A 16213-nucleotide genomic window follows, 5' to 3' on the forward strand; every position below is an offset into this window, starting at 1 on the left:
GCAACTATGGGCATTTATTTAAATCCAGATACTAATCGATATGAAAGATTGTGTAACAGTCCTATCTTTGTAGATAAATCATTATTGATTGAATACACAAATAAAGCTATAAATACTTCTAATGATTGTATTTGCGTAACTCGTCCAAGACGATTTGGGAAAAGTACAGATGCGAATATGTTGGTAGCTTATTATTCAAAGGGTACAAATTCAAAAGACTTGTTTAATACATTAAATATCAGTCACTGTCCTTCTTTTCTTGAACATTTAAACAAGCACAATGTGATTCATTTAAACATACAAGACTTTTTAAGTACCACAAATTCAATTGATGAAATGCTTTTGAAAATCACTCGAATGATTTTAAAAGACTTGAAATTTGAATTTAAAGATGTCATAACTGAAACCGAAATCATCGATGCATTCAATGAAGTCTATGCGTATACAAAAAATAAATTTATCTTTATTATTGATGAATGGGATTGTATCTTTAGAGAATTCAAAGAAGACAAAACTGCACAAGAAACATATTTAGATTTCTTAAGGAGCCTTTTAAAAGATAAGAATTATATTGAAATGTGTTACATGACAGGAATATTACCAATCAAAAAATACGGAACTCACAGTGCCTTAAATATGTTTGATGAAATATCTATGACGCAACCAAAGCCACTGGCAAACTACATGGGATTTACCGAAGAAGAAGTATCGAATTTATGTCGAAAGTACAATGTAGATTATCAAAAAATGAAAGATTGGTATGATGGATACCATATGACAGACACCATCTCAACTTTTTCACCAAGATCTGTAGTTGCAGCTATTTCAAAACATGATTTTTCAAATTATTGGACTAAAACAGAGTCTTTTGAAGCTTTAAAAATATATATCGATTTAAACTTTGATGGATTAAAAGACAATATTATTCAAATGATAGCAGGAAAAGAAGTATATATCGACACATCTTCATTTGAAAATGATATGTCGACATTTGGTTCAAAAGATGATGTTCTTACATTACTGATTCATTTAGGGTATTTGGGATACAACCAAAAAGATCAAACCTGCTACATTCCAAATAAAGAAGTCATGGACTCATTCTTTACATCCATTAAAAATTCAGATTGGAATGCGACCACTAAAGCCATTCAAAATTCACGAAACTTATTAGATGCTACGTTTAATATGGATGAAGCAAAAATAGCTGATTACATTGAACAAGCCCATCTAGAAACTAGCCACATTCAATATAATGATGAAAATGCTCTAAGCTATACAATTGATCTTGCCTACTATGCCGCAAGAGATCACTACACTGTGATTCGAGAACTACCAACCGGTAAAGGATTTGCGGACCTAGCCTTCATTCCTAAAACAGATAAGCCAGCCATATTGGTTGAATTAAAATGGAACCAAGATGTAAATACAGCCATCACACAAATCAAAGAAAAAAAGTATCCTTCTGTTTTAGAAAAATACAAAGATAACTTATTACTCGTTGGAATTACTTACGACAAGAAAACAAGAAAACACACATGCAAAATCGAGCGACTTTAAAATTATCGCTCGATCTTTTTTAATATTCTTACTTCATAAGGCTTGAACTCAAATGCATTATTAATACATAGTTCTTCATTGGTTTCTATATCAATGAAATTACCAGATCCATTAAAACCTAGAGTCTGTGCTTCATTTTTCATATTCATACAGATCCATAGACATTCATTATCATCTTGTCTTTGATAGATACAAGCCGTGTTATTGATGCCAATCTGTGTGTAGTCACCATAAGAAAGGGCTGAATGCGTATGTTTTAGGTTGATTAATCTTTGAATTGAGTCTGTCAATTCATTCCACTCAAAGACTTTGATTTCTGGTCTAAGATCTGTATCATTCCAGTTCTTTTTACCTTCAATACCCCATTCACTACCATAATAGATACATGGAATACCTGGCATAGTAAACAACATCGTATAAATTAAAGGCAATTGATTCTTATCCTCTAAAACGGATGCGACTCTTACAACATCATGATTATCCACAAAGTTAAATAAATGCTTACCCGTATATAAACACCATGGATCTTTGCCAAATTGACGATTCAATGAATATAGAATTTCATAGAAGTTAGCTGAATTAAAACTTGAATACAACCCCTTATAACACTCATAATTCGTAACCGAATCTAACATATTGTCATTCATCCATTGATTGTAGTCTCCATGAAGTGTTTCTCCTAAAAGGAAGAAATCTCTATCCACATGATTGTGTAAAGTTTGAAGGAAGTTTTTATCTAGACAATATGCGACATCAAGTCTTAAACCATCAATCTTGAACTCTTCTTGCCAGAAATCCACTACACTTAGAATGTAATTTACGACCTCTTGATTTTGAAGATTTAACTTCACCAAGATATCATTGCCTTCCCAATCTTGATACCAAAAGCCATCATTATAGTGATTGTTTCCATTAAAATCAATATAGAACCAATCCTTATAAGGTGAATCCCACTTCTTTTCTAAAACATCCTTAAACGCAAAGAAATCACGACCCACATGATTAAATACCGCATCTAAAATAATCTTAATCCCATTTTCATGGAATAGGCTTATAACTTCCTTTAAGTCTTCATTTGTACCAAGACGAGTATCCAATGTTTTAAAATCCGTTGTATCATACCCATGCGTACGACTCTCAAAGATTGGATTCAACATTATACAATCGATGTTTAATTTCTTTAAATGTGGAATAAAATTCTCTAGCTTATGAATTCGATGTTCTAGAACATGATCATTCTCAAATGGCGCATTACAAGCTCCAAACGGATAGATTTGATAAAATACACTCTCATTTGCCCACATAGTTATTACTCCTTAATGATATCTACAGCTTGTACAGAAATTAAATCCACCAAATCCTTTGGATCCATCTCAATCTGCATACCAATCTTACCTGCACTAAAATAAATTGTTTCTTGATTTAATGCATCCTCATACATGAAGGTACGAAACTGTTTTTTCATACCCAAAGGAGAACAACCACCACGAATATAACCCGTGATCTTATTAATATCTTTCACATGAATCATTTCACACGATTTAACGCCTGCAACTTTTGCGCACTTCTTTAAATCTAATTCCTTTTCAACTGGAATCATATACACTAAATATTCTTTTGTGTTCGAAATAGTTACCAATGTCTTATATACCTTTTCAACAGGCTGATTTAAAATATTCGCAACATGAATACCATCCACTGGATCATTTTCCTTATGTTCATACGTATGCGCTTCATAAACCACTTTATGCTGATCTAAAAAACGCATCGCATTGGTCTTTTGAATCTTTTTCATTCTTGAAACTCCTCTAATAACTCTTTAGCCACAAGAAACTTCGTTTTATGCTGCTCCATCGCTATCTTTTCAATATAGTGATGTGCCTTTTCTTCATTCCAATGATAATTTGAAATCAAAACCAACTTACAATGATCCACCATCTTAAGCTCTAAATACTTCTGTTCAAGCTTATTGATCTTCTTTTCATACATCGCAATCTTTGTTTTTAAACTTCGCATCATTTGAAATGCTTCATACAAAACTTGTTTCTTAATGGGATACGACAAGACTATTATACCACTATCTTTACACTGATATAAAACTTGATCATAGATTTCCTGCTTACATACCATAAGCACTTGTGTATTTAGACTCTTCGCAAAATTCAAAAGACCACTCATCGTTTGCGAATACAAGATCACCACGACATCAAACTGAGAATTCCTTAACTTACTTAAGGCATCATTATATGTTTTTGAAAGCACATATTGATAATTGGCCGTATTTTTTAATAAAGCTAAGAAATTCTCATTTCCCACCACTAATACTTTACTTGCCTCCATACGCACTTACCCAACATAAATATCCACTATATCTTTTCCCAATACTTCTTTTAACCAAGTTGAATTCGAAGCTTTTAACTTAGCCTCTTCTAAACTTTGAGGAAGTCTGTTTGTATCCTCACTCACAACATCCGTACAAGGATCTGGAATCCAATTCTTTTCAATACCCTCTAAACCTGCATAAATCAATAAGGCATACGCTAAATATATGTTACTACTACAATCCGGACTTCTTAACTCCATACGATTCGAACTATGCGTAGCCGGAATACGAATCAATTGATTTCGATTTTGGTAGGACCAAGAAATGAAACTAGGCGCCTTATCCTTACCCATACGCTTATAGGAATCTTTTGTTGGATTTAAAAATAAAGTCATCTCTTCAATATGATTTAAAATACCCGCCATAAAAGGCATCAACAACTCCTCATGATCTTGCACACTCATATTGATATGCATACCATTACCCGGAGCATCCTCAATGGGTTTTGGTGAAAAGTCAGCCACTAAACCTTGCATATTGGCCAAAGCCTCAACAACCCACTTAAAAGTTGCCGCATTATCCGCTGCCTGTAAAGCCGTTGAATAACGAAAATCAATTTCATTTTGACCCGGACCCATCTCATGATGTGAAACCTCCGGATCAATACCCATTTCCGATAATGTCAAACAAATTTCACGACGAATATTTTCACCCTTGTCTAAAGGTGCAATATCCATATATCCACCTTGATCTAAAGGAACAAAGGTATTATTGCCATTTTCATCTTGTTTAAATAAATAAAATTCAAATTCCGAACCAAAATTGATTGTGATTCCCTTTTCCTTTGCCTTTCTCACAGCCTGCTTCAATATATATCTTGCATCCCTTTCAAAAGGCGTACCATCCGGATACTTAATATCACAATACATACGAATGACACTACCATCCATACTTCGCCAAGGAAGAATAGACATCGTATTTGGATCTGGATATAAGAATAAGTCACTATGTATTTCATCTAAAAAACCATCAATGGCACTGGCATCAAAACTAATACCTTCCATAAAAGCTCTTTTTAATTCGGTTGGTAAAACCGAAACATTTTTTTGTCTACCATAAATATCAAAATACGCAAGACGAATAAAACGAACGTCTTGTTCTTCGCAAAAACTCAATACATCTTCATACGTCATAATTTTCACCTCGAATAATTAATACACTATTTTCATTTCATTTTCAATTATTTTTACATTTCTTTTCAATTTCTTGTTGACAACTTCAAATATCCGAATATAATAAGTTGCATACATGGCAAGGACGCCAAAGAAAACATAGGTCAAACCTATTGTTTTTCGTGTCCTTGTCTTTTTTTATGTAAAGGAGAGCCATTATGAAATCGATCGTAGAAGAAATTTTTGGAAGTAAAGTTTTTGATGAATCTGTTATGCGAGAAAAACTCGCAAAAGATACTTTCCGCGAATTAGAAAAAACCATTCGCGAAGGTAAACAGTTAAATATCAAAATCGCAAATGCGGTAGCCCACGCCATGAAAGAATGGGCCCTAGAACAAGGTGCAACACACTATACACACTGGTTCCAGCCAATGACAGGAGTTACAGCTGAAAAGCATGATGGCTTTATCAATCCTGATAAAGACGGAAAAGTCATTATGGAATTTAGCGGTAAAGAATTAATCAAAGGTGAACCCGACGCCTCAAGTTTTCCAAATGGAGGTTTAAGAGCTACATTTGAAGCCAGAGGATATACAGCTTGGGACCCAACAAGCTATGCCTTTATTAAAAACGGCGTTCTTTGTATTCCAACCGCATTCTGCTCTTACTCAGGACATGCCCTAGATAAGAAAACACCTCTATTAAGAAGTATGCAGGCCATTAATAAACAAGCCTTACGTATTGTAAAATTATTTGGCAATGACGATGTTCAAACCATTAAAACAACCGTAGGACCTGAACAAGAATATTTCTTAGTTGATCAAAAATATTATGAACAAAGAAAAGACTTGATCTATACAGGACGTACACTATTTGGTGCACCATGCCCTAAAGGACAAGAATTAGAAGATCACTATTTTGGAACAATCAAAACACGTGTTCAAGAATTCATGTCTGATTTAAATGAAGAATTATGGAAACTTGGTATCTTGGCTAAAACAGAACACAACGAAGTTGCCCCTGCTCAACATGAATTAGCCCCAATCTTTACAACTACAAATATCGCAACCGACCACAACCAATTGACAATGGAATTGATTCAAAGAGTCGCAAAGAAACATGGATTGGTTGCCCTACTTCATGAAAAACCATTTGAAGGCATCAACGGTAGTGGTAAACACAACAACTGGTCTTTATCTACCGATACAGGAATCAACCTATTAGAACCAGGTGATACACCTCATGAAAACGCACAATTCTTAGTCTTCTTAGCTGCCATTATTAAAGCTGTTGATGAACACCAAGACTTATTACGATTAAGCGTAGCTACTGCAGGAAACGATCATAGACTAGGTGCCAACGAAGCACCTCCAGCTATTATCTCTATTTTCTTGGGTGATGAATTAACCGCTGTATTAAAAGCGATTGAAGAAGATAAACCATATGATGGAAAAGAAAAAGAATTGATGAAGATTGGTGCTACTGTTCTTCCTAAATTCCCTAAAGATTCTACGGATCGTAACCGTACTTCTCCATTCGCATTTACAGGAAACAAATTCGAATTCAGAATGCCTGGATCAAACTCAAGTATTGCAGGATGCAATATCGTGTTAAATACAGTTATTGCGGATGAAATCGAAAAATTTGCGGACATCCTAGAAGCAGCAGATGATTTCGACACTACATTACACGCATTGATCAAAGATACAATCAAAAACCACAAACGCATTATCTTCAACGGCAATGGATATGATGATTCTTGGGTTGAGGAAGCTGAAAAGCGAGGCTTATTAAACTTAAAGACAACTCCAGATGCCCTTCCATACTTCAAAACCGAAGAAAACATTGCCTTATTTGAAAGACAAAAAGTTTTATCAAAAGAAGAAGTGGAATCACGATATGAAATCTTAATGGATGAATATGAAAAACAAATCAATATTGAAGCATTGACAATGTTAGACATCGTTAAAAAAGACATCTTACCAGCCGCAAGTAAGTTCTCTAAAGAATTAACCGATACCATTTCAAACAAAAAAGCAATTGGCATCGACTTAACATACGAACTTGAAACAGCTAAGAAAATCAGTGAATATTTAACCGAAGCCTATCAAGCTTTGGTTACACTTGAAAACGATGTTGAAAAACTTCACAACATTGATGATTTTGAAAAATCAGCCTTCTACGTAAGAGACTTCATTATCCAAGACATGGCAAATCTAAGAACACCATGTGACAAACTTGAAGTCATTACTTCTAACTCAGATTGGCCATTTCCAACTTATGGAAAATTATTATTCGGAATTCTATAAACCGGCACATGCCCGGTTTTTCCGTCTATAAAGGAGATGTAATTTATGTGTACAATTATCGGATATAAATCATTAAAATCAACAAAAGACACCATACATAAAGCTCTAGAAGCTACATACACAAGAGGACCTGACGATGAAAGAATCCAACAAGTTGGATGCGGCTATCTAGGCTTTCAAAGACTATCCATCATGGGACTTAGTCCTGAAGGCATGCAGCCATTTGAAAGAAATGGAAACGTAGTCGTTTGTAACGGTGAAATCTATGGCTTTAGAGCCATCAAGGATGAACTTGAAAAAAGCGGATATACATTTGTATCGCAAAGCGATTGTGAAATCCTTTTACCACTCTATGAAAAACACGGCTTAGACATGTTTAAAAAGCTCGATGCCGAATACGCATGCATTATTTATGATGCCAAGAAAAACGATTTTATCGCAGCCAGAGACCCCATTGGAATCCGTCCATTATTCTATGGTTATGATCAAAATCATAATATCGTCTTTGCGTCCGAAGCTAAAAACCTAGTTTCTATTGTCGAACAAATCTTTCCATTCCCTCCCGGATACTATTATGCCGATGGTAAATTTACTTGTTACTTGGATATCACAAATGTTGAAAAACCAATTTATTCTGATTTAGAAACCGTCTGTACAAACATTCACGATAAACTCGTAGAAGGCATCAAAAAAAGATTGGATGCCGATGCCCCACTTGGCTTTTTACTAAGTGGAGGACTTGACTCAAGTTTAGTATGTGCCATCAGTCAAAAACTATTAAATAAACCCATTGAAACCTATGCGATTGGTATGGATATAGATGCGATTGATTTAAAATATGCCAAAGAAGTTGCAGACTATATTGGTTCTAACCACCACGAAATTATTATCAATAAAGAAAATGTCTTAAGTGCAATCAAACCCGTCATTAAAACTTTAGCTACTTTTGACATCACAACCATTCGCGCCAGCATTGGAATGTACCTAATCTGTAAAGCCATTCACGAACAAAGTAACATTCGCGTATTACTTACTGGAGAAATCAGTGATGAATTGTTTGGCTACAAATATACAGATTTTGCCCCAAGCCCTGAAGAATTCCAACAAGAATCTATAAAACGAGTCCATGAACTCTATATGTATGATGTCTTAAGAGCCGATCGTTGTATTTCCACAAACTCCATCGAAGCTCGCGTTCCCTTTGGCGATCTAGATTTTGTCAAATATGTCATGGCCATTGATCCTGAAAAGAAAATGAATACATATAATAAAGGAAAATATTTACTTCGCCATGCCTTTGAAAAAGATGAAATCTTACCATACGACATCTTAATGCGAGAAAAAGCCGCCTTCTCCGATGCGGTAGGACACTCCTTGAGTGATGATATTAAAGAGTATGCTGAAAGTTATTATACGGATGCTGAATTTGAAGAAAAAATCAAAAAGTACAAATATTGTACTCCATTCACAAAAGAATCCCTGTTGTATCGTGAAATCTTCGAATCTTACTACCCTAACCAAGCGGGTATGATCAAAGATTTCTGGATGCCAAATAAAAACTGGCAAGGATGCAACGTGAAAGATCCAAGTGCTCGTTATCTATCCAACTATGGAGATAGCGGCAAATAGAAAGGTTGTGTATTATGAATTTTGAAATTGAACACGATGCCTGCGGTATTGGAACCGTAGTCCAAATTGATGGTAAACAAAGCTATGATGTCGTCGATAAAGCTTTACACATTGTAGAAAAACTAGAACATAGAGCTGGTAAAGATGCCAGTGGTAAAGTCGGTGATGGTGTAGGTATCTTACTTCAAATCAGTGATGACTTTTTTAGAAAGACATTAAAAAAAGACAACATCAAACTTCCACAAAACTATGGTGTCGGTATGTTTTTCTTACCTAGAAATAAACTTCTTTTAAACCAACATAAAAAGATGTTTGAAAAAATTGTCGAACAAGAAGGATGTACATTCATCAACTGGAGAAAAGTTCCATGTGATGATTCCATCTTAGGTCAAAAAGCCAAAGATTGCATGCCTAGCATTTATCAAGCTTTTGTTTCTGGCGGTCCAGATTTAGAACAAAAACTATATGTGATTCGACGCGAATTTGAAAAGAGCTGTAAAGAAACCTATGTAGCTTCTTTAAGCAGTCGTACCATTGTCTATAAAGGTATGTTTCTAGTTTCTCAATTAAGAAAATTCTATGTAGACCTTCAAGACAACAACTACAAATCAGCCATCGCAATTGTGCACTCCCGTTTTTCAACGAACACAACACCATCTTGGCAAAGAGCCCATCCAAACCGCTATATTGCCCACAACGGTGAAATCAATACCATCCGTGCTAACGTGAATAAAATGTTAGCGCGTGAAGAAAGTATGCACTCTACATTCTTAGATGAAAACTCAAGTAAGATCTTACCAATCATCAATACATCGGGTTCTGATTCGGCCATGTTAGATAATGCCCTAGAATTTTTAGTTATGAATGGCATGCCACTTGAAAAAGCCGTAATGATCTTAATTCCTGAGCCATGGAAACATCAGACAATGGATCAAAAGAAGAAAGATTTCTATCACTACTATGCCACAATGATGGAACCTTGGGATGGTCCAGCCGCTATTTTATTTAGTGATGGACAAAAAGTAGGAGCTGTATTAGATCGTAATGGACTTCGACCTAGTCGTTACTACCTTACAAGCGACAACATGTTGATTTTATCAAGTGAAGTTGGTGTCTTAGATATTGACGAAAAGAAGATCATCAAAAAATCTCGTTTGGAACCTGGCAAGATGTTACTTGTGGATACCGTCAAAAAAGAATTGATTGAAGACTACGATCTAAAACAAGCCTATGCCACAAGTAACCCATATGGCGAATGGCTAGACAACCACTTATTACACCTTCAAGACTTACCGGCTCCCGATAAGAAAACACACATCCATTCTCAACATGAAAGAGATATTCTTTATAAGATCTTCGGATATACCTATGAAGATGTAAAAGACATTATTTTACCAATGGCCCGCGTTAAACTTGAACCAACAAGTGCGATGGGAACCGATATCCCTTTGGCAATTTATTCCCAAAATCATTTAAGTTTATTCCATTATTTTAAACAACTCTTCGCCCAAGTAACCAACCCACCCATTGATTCTTTACGTGAAGAAGTTGTCACAGATACAACCATCTATATTGGAAGTGATGGAAACTTATTAAAAGATAAATCCGACAACTGTACGGTATTAGAGGTCAACAATCCAATTCTTACATCTAGAGATATGGATAAGATTCGCCAATTAAATCGACCAGGATTTAAAAACGAAACCATTTCCCTATTATTCTATCGCTCGACTTCATTAAAAGAAGCCTTAGATAACTTATTTATTGAATGTGATAAAGCCTACAGAAATGGTGCCAACATCTTGATTCTTAGTGATAAAGGCGTTGATGAAGGTCATATGGCTATTCCAAGTCTTTTAGCTGTTTCAGCCTTAGAACAACACTTAGTCAAAACCAAAAAGAAAACGGATGTATCCATCATTCTAGAAAGTGGCGAACCAAGAGATGTACATCAATTCGCTACATTACTTGGCTATGGTGCAACCGCCATCTATCCATATTTAGCACATGAATGCATTGAAGAAATGATCCAATTAAATATGTTAGATAAAGAAGTCAATATCGCCATCGATGACTACAATGAAGCCATTTTAAAAGGTATTGTCAAGATTGCCGCTAAAATGGGTATTTCAACACTACAATCCTATCAAGGCGCGCAAATCTTTGAAGCGATTGGAATCTCAAAAGATGTCATCGATACCTATTTCACAAATACCATTAGTGAAGTGGAAGGCATCACTTTAAAAGATATTGAAAATGATTTGATCTACCACCATGATCGTGCTTATGATCCATTAGGACTTACTACCGATACAAGTCTAGATTCGATTGGATTCCATAAATTAAGAAAAGGCGATGGTAAAGAAGATCACTTATATTCTCCAGAAACAATAGTGAAACTTCAAAGAGCTACACAAACCAATGATTATGATTTATTCAAAGAATATTCCAATGAATTAAATTCAAACTCACAAAAACATCATTTGAGAAGTCAATTGCACTTTAAAAAGACACAAAAAAGTATTCCATTATCGGAAGTGGAAAGTGAATATGAAATCGTAAAACGCTTTAAAACCGGAGCTATGAGCTATGGTTCCATTTCCGAAGAAGCACATACTTGTATGGCGATTGCGATGAATCGTTTGGGTGGTAAATCCAATTCAGGTGAAGGTGGCGAAAAACCAGAACGCTTAGGTACAGAAAAGAACTCAGCTATTAAACAAGTCGCAAGTGGTCGATTTGGCGTAACTGAAGAATATTTAGTCAGTGCTAAAGAAATCCAAATTAAAATGGCACAAGGCGCAAAACCAGGTGAAGGTGGACACTTACCAGGTAAAAAAGTCTATCCTTGGATTGCGAAAACAAGATACTCTACTCCAGGTGTATCTTTGATTTCCCCTCCTCCTCACCACGATATTTATTCGATTGAAGACTTAGCTCAATTGATCTACGACTTAAAGAATGCCAACCCACAAGCTCGTATCAGTGTCAAACTTGTATCTGAAGCTGGTGTTGGTACGATCGCATCCGGTGTTGCCAAAGCCGGAGCTACCGTTGTCTTAATTTCTGGTTATGATGGTGGTACTGGGGCTGCCCCACAAAGTAGTATTCACCATGCAGGTCTTCCTTGGGAATTGGGTTTAGCACAAGCACATCAAAATTTAGTGGAAAATGGTTTAAGAAGTCGCGTTTTAATTGAAACCGATGGAAAATTAATGACTGGAAAAGATGTAGCCATCGCATGCTTACTTGGAGCGGAAGAATTTGGCTTTGCGACTGCACCATTAGTTACAATGGGATGTATGATGATGCGTGTATGTAATCTAGATACATGTCCATTTGGTGTCGCTACACAGAATCAAAAATTAAGAAAACGTTTTAAAGGAAAACCAGAATATGTCATGAACTTCATGTTGTTTATTGCGCGTGAATTAAGAGAAATCATGGCTGAACTTGGCTATCGTACAATCGATGAAATGGTCGGTCATACGGATAATCTAGAAGTGGATGAAGATGCGAATATGGATTATTCAAACATCTTAATGCAACCTCACAATATTCACTATCAGCCAAAGGATACATATAACTTTGAGCTTGAAAAAACCGTGGATATGAAGACATTACTTCCTAAATTTGAGCCTTACTTTAATGAGAAAAAGCCTCATGCTGAAACAATCCATATTTCAAGTACTGATCGTACTGTAGGAACAATTTTATCCAATGCCGTCACAAAACAATTCAATAACACATTAGAAGACGATATGTATACTGTACATTGTAACGGTGGTGCTGGACAATCTTTTGGTGCCTTCGTACAAAAAGGAATCACTTTAGATGTACATGGTGATGCGAATGACTATTTCGGCAAAGGCTTATCGGGTGGTAAATTGATCATTCAACCGAATAAAGAAGCGACTTTTAAGCCAAATGAAAATGTCATTATTGGAAACGTTGCCTTATATGGTGCAACAAGTGGTGAAGCTTATATTCGTGGTATGGCTGGTGAGCGTTTTGCGGTAAGAAACTCAGGTGCAAGTGCTGTTGTAGAAGGTGTAGGAGATCATGGACTTGAATATATGACAGGTGGTACAGTTGTGATTTTAGGTCGAACTGGTAAAAACTTAGCTGCCGGTATGTCTGGTGGTATTGCGTATATTTATGATCCAAATCATGATTTATATACACGTTTAAATAAACAATTAGTCAATACGTATGAAGTAAATGGTAAAGCGGACATTGAAGTATTGTCTCATTTATTAAAGAATCACTATAAGTACACAAATTCAGATGTTGCCGAAAAGATCTTATCAAATCTTGATCAAGAATTATCGAACTTTAAAAAGATCGTGCCAAAGGATTATGAAAAGATCACAACTTTGATTCAAGATTTAAAATCAAAAGGCTATCATGATGATGAAGCAAGCCTAATGGCTTTTGAACAAGTACACGCTTAAGAAAGGATGAAAGAGTATGGGAAAACCAACAGGATTTTTAGAATATGAAAGACAAGAAAACGAGGCCATCCAACCTCTTAGTCGAATCACAAACTTTAATGAATTTCATCCCTTTTTAGATGAAGAAACAAGACGTAAACAAGGTGCGCGCTGCATGAATTGTGGCGTTCCCTTTTGTCAGTCTGCCATTAAATTAAAAAATATGGTAACTGGCTGTCCTTTGCATAACTTAATTCCGGAATGGAATGATGAAATCTATAATGGCAATGATAAAAGAGCTTTATCAAGATTATTAAAGACCAATCCCTTCCCTGAATTTACAGGCCGTGTATGCCCGGCTTTATGTGAAAAGGCATGTTTAAATGGTTTAGATCAAGAACCTGTCACAATTAAAGAAAATGAGTTGTATACCATTGAAACAGCTTATAAAAATAATTGGATGAAAGCCTATATTCCTAGTGTTCGTTCCGATAAAAAAGTAGCCATCATTGGTTCTGGTCCTGCAGGACTTGCACTAGCTCATGATTTAAATCGAAGAGGACATTCTGTAACTGTCTTTGAAAAAGAAGATCGTATTGGTGGCCTATTGATGTATGGCATTCCAAACATGAAATTGGAAAAGAAAGTAATTCAAAGAAGATTAGATATTCTTACTGAAGAAGGCATTGTTTTTAAAACGAATGTGAATGTTGGAAAAGACATCACTAAAAAAGAATTGGAAAAAGAATATGATGCGATCATTTTTGCGACTGGATCTAAAAAAGCTCGTGATCTAAATGTAAAGAATCGTGATTGTTCAGGTATTTATTTTGCGGTGGACTATCTTACAAAGGCAACCAAACATCTATTGGATAATACCGAAGAAATCTCTGCCAAATATAAACATGTCGTCATTGTAGGTGGTGGGGATACTGGAAATGATTGTGTTGGAACAAGTATTCGTCAGGGTTGTGCAAGTGTAGTTCAAATTGAAATGATGCCTAAAGCACCGGATGAAAGATTGGAAAGTAATCCTTGGCCAGAGTGGCCTAAGATCTGTAAAACAGATTATGGTCAAGAAGAAGCGATTGCGGTATTTAAAAAAGACCCACGTATTTATGAAACGACGGTTAAAGAATGTATCTTAGATGATCAAAAGAATCTAAAACAGATCAAAACTGTAAAAGTGCACTTCAACAATGGCAAACTTGAAGAAGTTAAAGGTTCAGAACAAATTTTAGATTGTGACTTACTATTGATTGCGGCTGGCTTTATTGGTGTTGAGGATGATTTAAAGAAAAGTTTTAAACTCGAAACCTCTCAAAGAAATACGATTGTAACACAACCAAACTCATATCAAGTCAAAGACAAATACTTTACGGCTGGTGATTGTCATAGAGGTCAATCCTTAGTTGTATGGGCCATCCATGAAGGTAAGGAATGTGCTAAAGAGGTTGATAGCTATTTAATGGGTTATACAAATATTGAATAATTTAAAGTTGATTTAAGGTTAGAATCATATCCTTATATTGTAAACAAGGAGGTATAAGGACATGAAAAATGAAATGCCAAAAATTCCAAATTCAAATTATAGATTATTCAAGAAAGGTTCCAAATTGATTTTAAGTGCTGCAACATTTGGCGTAGTTGCCGCCGGAAGTTTTCAAGGTGTCAATTATGTAGTGGATAACTACAATAAACAAAATACGACGGTACAGAGTACAAATGTTGTCAACACTTCAACTAAATCAACATCAGATGTAAGTAAAGTCGCTCAAAACTGTATGCCTAGTATTGTATCGATTACCAATGTATCGGTATCGGATGTACAAAATTATTTCAGTCTATATGGACGTAATTCTAGAAGCAATCCGTTTACGCAACAAGAAAGTACAAGTGTAGGTAGTGGTGTCATCATTAATAAACAAGATGGTGAAATCGATATTTTGACAAACTATCACGTGATTGAAGGTGCTACCACTTTAACTTGTACATTAGCGGATAATACCAATGTAGAGGCTACTGTAAAAGGTGTAGATGAAGATCGTGATTTAGCTGTGATTTCCATTAAAACCAAAGATTTAAGTGAAGATACACTAAAACAAATAGCAATCGCATCCATTGGAGATAGTGACAAACTACAAGTTGGTGAACAAGTCGTTGCGATTGGTAATGCGTTAGGTTATGGTCAAAGTGTTACAACAGGTATTGTATCGGCTACAAATCGTAGTGTATCAACAAGTTCAAATAAAGATACATCTCAATCTTATATTCAAACGGATGCAGCAATCAATCCAGGAAATTCTGGTGGTGCCCTACTTAATATGAGTGGTGAATTGATTGGCATTAACTCCGCAAAATTAAGTGATACCGACGTAGAAGGTATGGGTTATGCGATTGCGATCAGTGATGTCAAGGATTCCATCAATACCATGCTTCAAGGAAAAGATGTAAGTAAATCATCGACACAATCTTCTTACTATAACAATAATGAAGAAGATGACGATGACTCCTCTAGTCCATTTGACTTTTGGAACTAAGACTAATAGACTGTTTAGATCATTTTAAACAGTCTTTTATTACATTTTTAAACAAATTATGTTATATTAACTTTGACGAAGGCGTTATATGCGCAAACTGGTTTGCTAACCCTTATCCGAGAAGATAAGGACGCTGCCCTTTCAAATTTTGGAGCTAAAACAGGGACTTGATTCCCAATGTCATTAAGTTAAGAAATGACGGCTTCGAGGGGAACACAAAAAATGTGCTCCTCTTTTTTTTATGGAAAAT

10 protein-coding genes are annotated in these 16213 nt (G+C 35.5%); 6 read left to right on the top strand and 4 right to left on the bottom strand.

Annotation, left to right across the window (positions count from 1 at the left end):
• The first annotated feature begins 6 nt into the window (after nt 1-6).
• Nucleotides 7-1557 carry an AAA family ATPase gene (locus Q0E86_RS08400; protein WP_295756142.1) on the top strand — a complete coding sequence of 517 codons (1551 nt, stop codon included), beginning with the start codon at nt 7-9 and terminating at the stop codon, nt 1555-1557.
• Nucleotides 1558-1559: 2 nt separating this feature from the next.
• Here the strand turns inward: Q0E86_RS08400 and Q0E86_RS08405 are convergent, their stop codons facing one another.
• Genes Q0E86_RS08405 through Q0E86_RS08420 form a run of 4 tightly spaced genes read right to left on the bottom strand, consistent with a single transcriptional unit; the run spans nt 1560 to nt 5073 of the window.
• A complete protein-coding gene (locus Q0E86_RS08405; RefSeq protein ID WP_295756145.1) occupies nt 1560-2861 on the bottom strand; it encodes an alpha-amylase family glycosyl hydrolase in 1302 nt (433 codons plus the stop codon).
• Between the two features lie 5 nt (nt 2862-2866).
• Nucleotides 2867-3352, bottom strand: coding sequence for a Cys-tRNA(Pro) deacylase (gene ybaK / locus Q0E86_RS08410; RefSeq protein ID WP_288520477.1), 486 nt, complete (start codon nt 3350-3352; stop codon nt 2867-2869).
• The gene (locus Q0E86_RS08415) at nt 3349-3897 is read right to left on the bottom strand and encodes an ANTAR domain-containing protein (RefSeq protein WP_288520479.1); all 549 of its coding nucleotides are present in this window, start codon (nt 3895-3897) and stop codon (nt 3349-3351) included. The genes ybaK and Q0E86_RS08415 overlap by 4 nt, the downstream gene beginning before the upstream one ends.
• A gap of 6 nt (nt 3898-3903) precedes the next feature.
• Nucleotides 3904-5073, bottom strand: coding sequence for a glutamine synthetase family protein (locus Q0E86_RS08420; RefSeq protein WP_288520481.1), 1170 nt, complete (start codon nt 5071-5073; stop codon nt 3904-3906).
• Between the two features lie 197 nt (nt 5074-5270).
• Between Q0E86_RS08420 and Q0E86_RS08425 the strand changes: the two genes are divergently transcribed.
• The 5 genes from Q0E86_RS08425 (at nt 5271) to Q0E86_RS08445 (ending at nt 15963) form a co-directional block, all read left to right on the top strand.
• Nucleotides 5271-7361 carry a glutamine synthetase III gene (locus Q0E86_RS08425; RefSeq protein ID WP_295756152.1) on the top strand — a complete coding sequence of 697 codons (2091 nt, stop codon included), beginning with the start codon at nt 5271-5273 and terminating at the stop codon, nt 7359-7361.
• 45 nt (nt 7362-7406) lie between these two features.
• Complete coding sequence (gene asnB / locus Q0E86_RS08430; RefSeq protein ID WP_288520485.1) at nt 7407-8990, top strand: asparagine synthase B; 1584 nt, start codon at nt 7407-7409, stop codon at nt 8988-8990.
• Nucleotides 8991-9004: 14 nt separating this feature from the next.
• On the top strand, nt 9005-13444 hold the full coding sequence (gltB, locus tag Q0E86_RS08435; RefSeq protein ID WP_295756155.1) for a glutamate synthase large subunit: 4440 nt from the start codon (nt 9005-9007) through the stop codon (nt 13442-13444).
• Between the two features lie 16 nt (nt 13445-13460).
• Complete coding sequence (locus tag Q0E86_RS08440; RefSeq protein WP_295756157.1) at nt 13461-14915, top strand: glutamate synthase subunit beta; 1455 nt, start codon at nt 13461-13463, stop codon at nt 14913-14915.
• Between the two features lie 61 nt (nt 14916-14976).
• On the top strand, nt 14977-15963 hold the full coding sequence (locus Q0E86_RS08445) for a S1C family serine protease (protein WP_288520491.1): 987 nt from the start codon (nt 14977-14979) through the stop codon (nt 15961-15963).
• Nucleotides 15964-16213 lie beyond the last annotated feature (250 nt).

The sequence above is a fragment of the uncultured Holdemanella sp. genome (assembly GCF_934754935.1).
In the GTDB taxonomy this organism is placed as follows: Bacteria; Bacillota_I; Bacilli_A; order Erysipelotrichales; family Erysipelotrichaceae; genus Holdemanella.

Coding starts and splice junctions, on each gene's coding strand:
- Q0E86_RS08405 (WP_295756145.1), bottom strand. CDS start 2,861: ATGTGGGCAAATGAGAGTGTATTTTATCAAATCTATCCGTTTGGAGCT.
- gltB (WP_295756155.1), top strand. CDS start 9,005: ATGAATTTTGAAATTGAACACGATGCCTGCGGTATTGGAACCGTAGTC.
- Q0E86_RS08400 (WP_295756142.1), top strand. CDS start 7: ATGGGCATTTATTTAAATCCAGATACTAATCGATATGAAAGATTGTGT.
- Q0E86_RS08415 (WP_288520479.1), bottom strand. CDS start 3,897: ATGGAGGCAAGTAAAGTATTAGTGGTGGGAAATGAGAATTTCTTAGCT.
- asnB (WP_288520485.1), top strand. CDS start 7,407: ATGTGTACAATTATCGGATATAAATCATTAAAATCAACAAAAGACACC.
- Q0E86_RS08440 (WP_295756157.1), top strand. CDS start 13,461: ATGGGAAAACCAACAGGATTTTTAGAATATGAAAGACAAGAAAACGAG.
- Q0E86_RS08425 (WP_295756152.1), top strand. CDS start 5,271: ATGAAATCGATCGTAGAAGAAATTTTTGGAAGTAAAGTTTTTGATGAA.
- Q0E86_RS08420 (WP_288520481.1), bottom strand. CDS start 5,073: ATGACGTATGAAGATGTATTGAGTTTTTGCGAAGAACAAGACGTTCGT.
- ybaK (WP_288520477.1), bottom strand. CDS start 3,352: ATGAAAAAGATTCAAAAGACCAATGCGATGCGTTTTTTAGATCAGCAT.
- Q0E86_RS08445 (WP_288520491.1), top strand. CDS start 14,977: ATGAAAAATGAAATGCCAAAAATTCCAAATTCAAATTATAGATTATTC.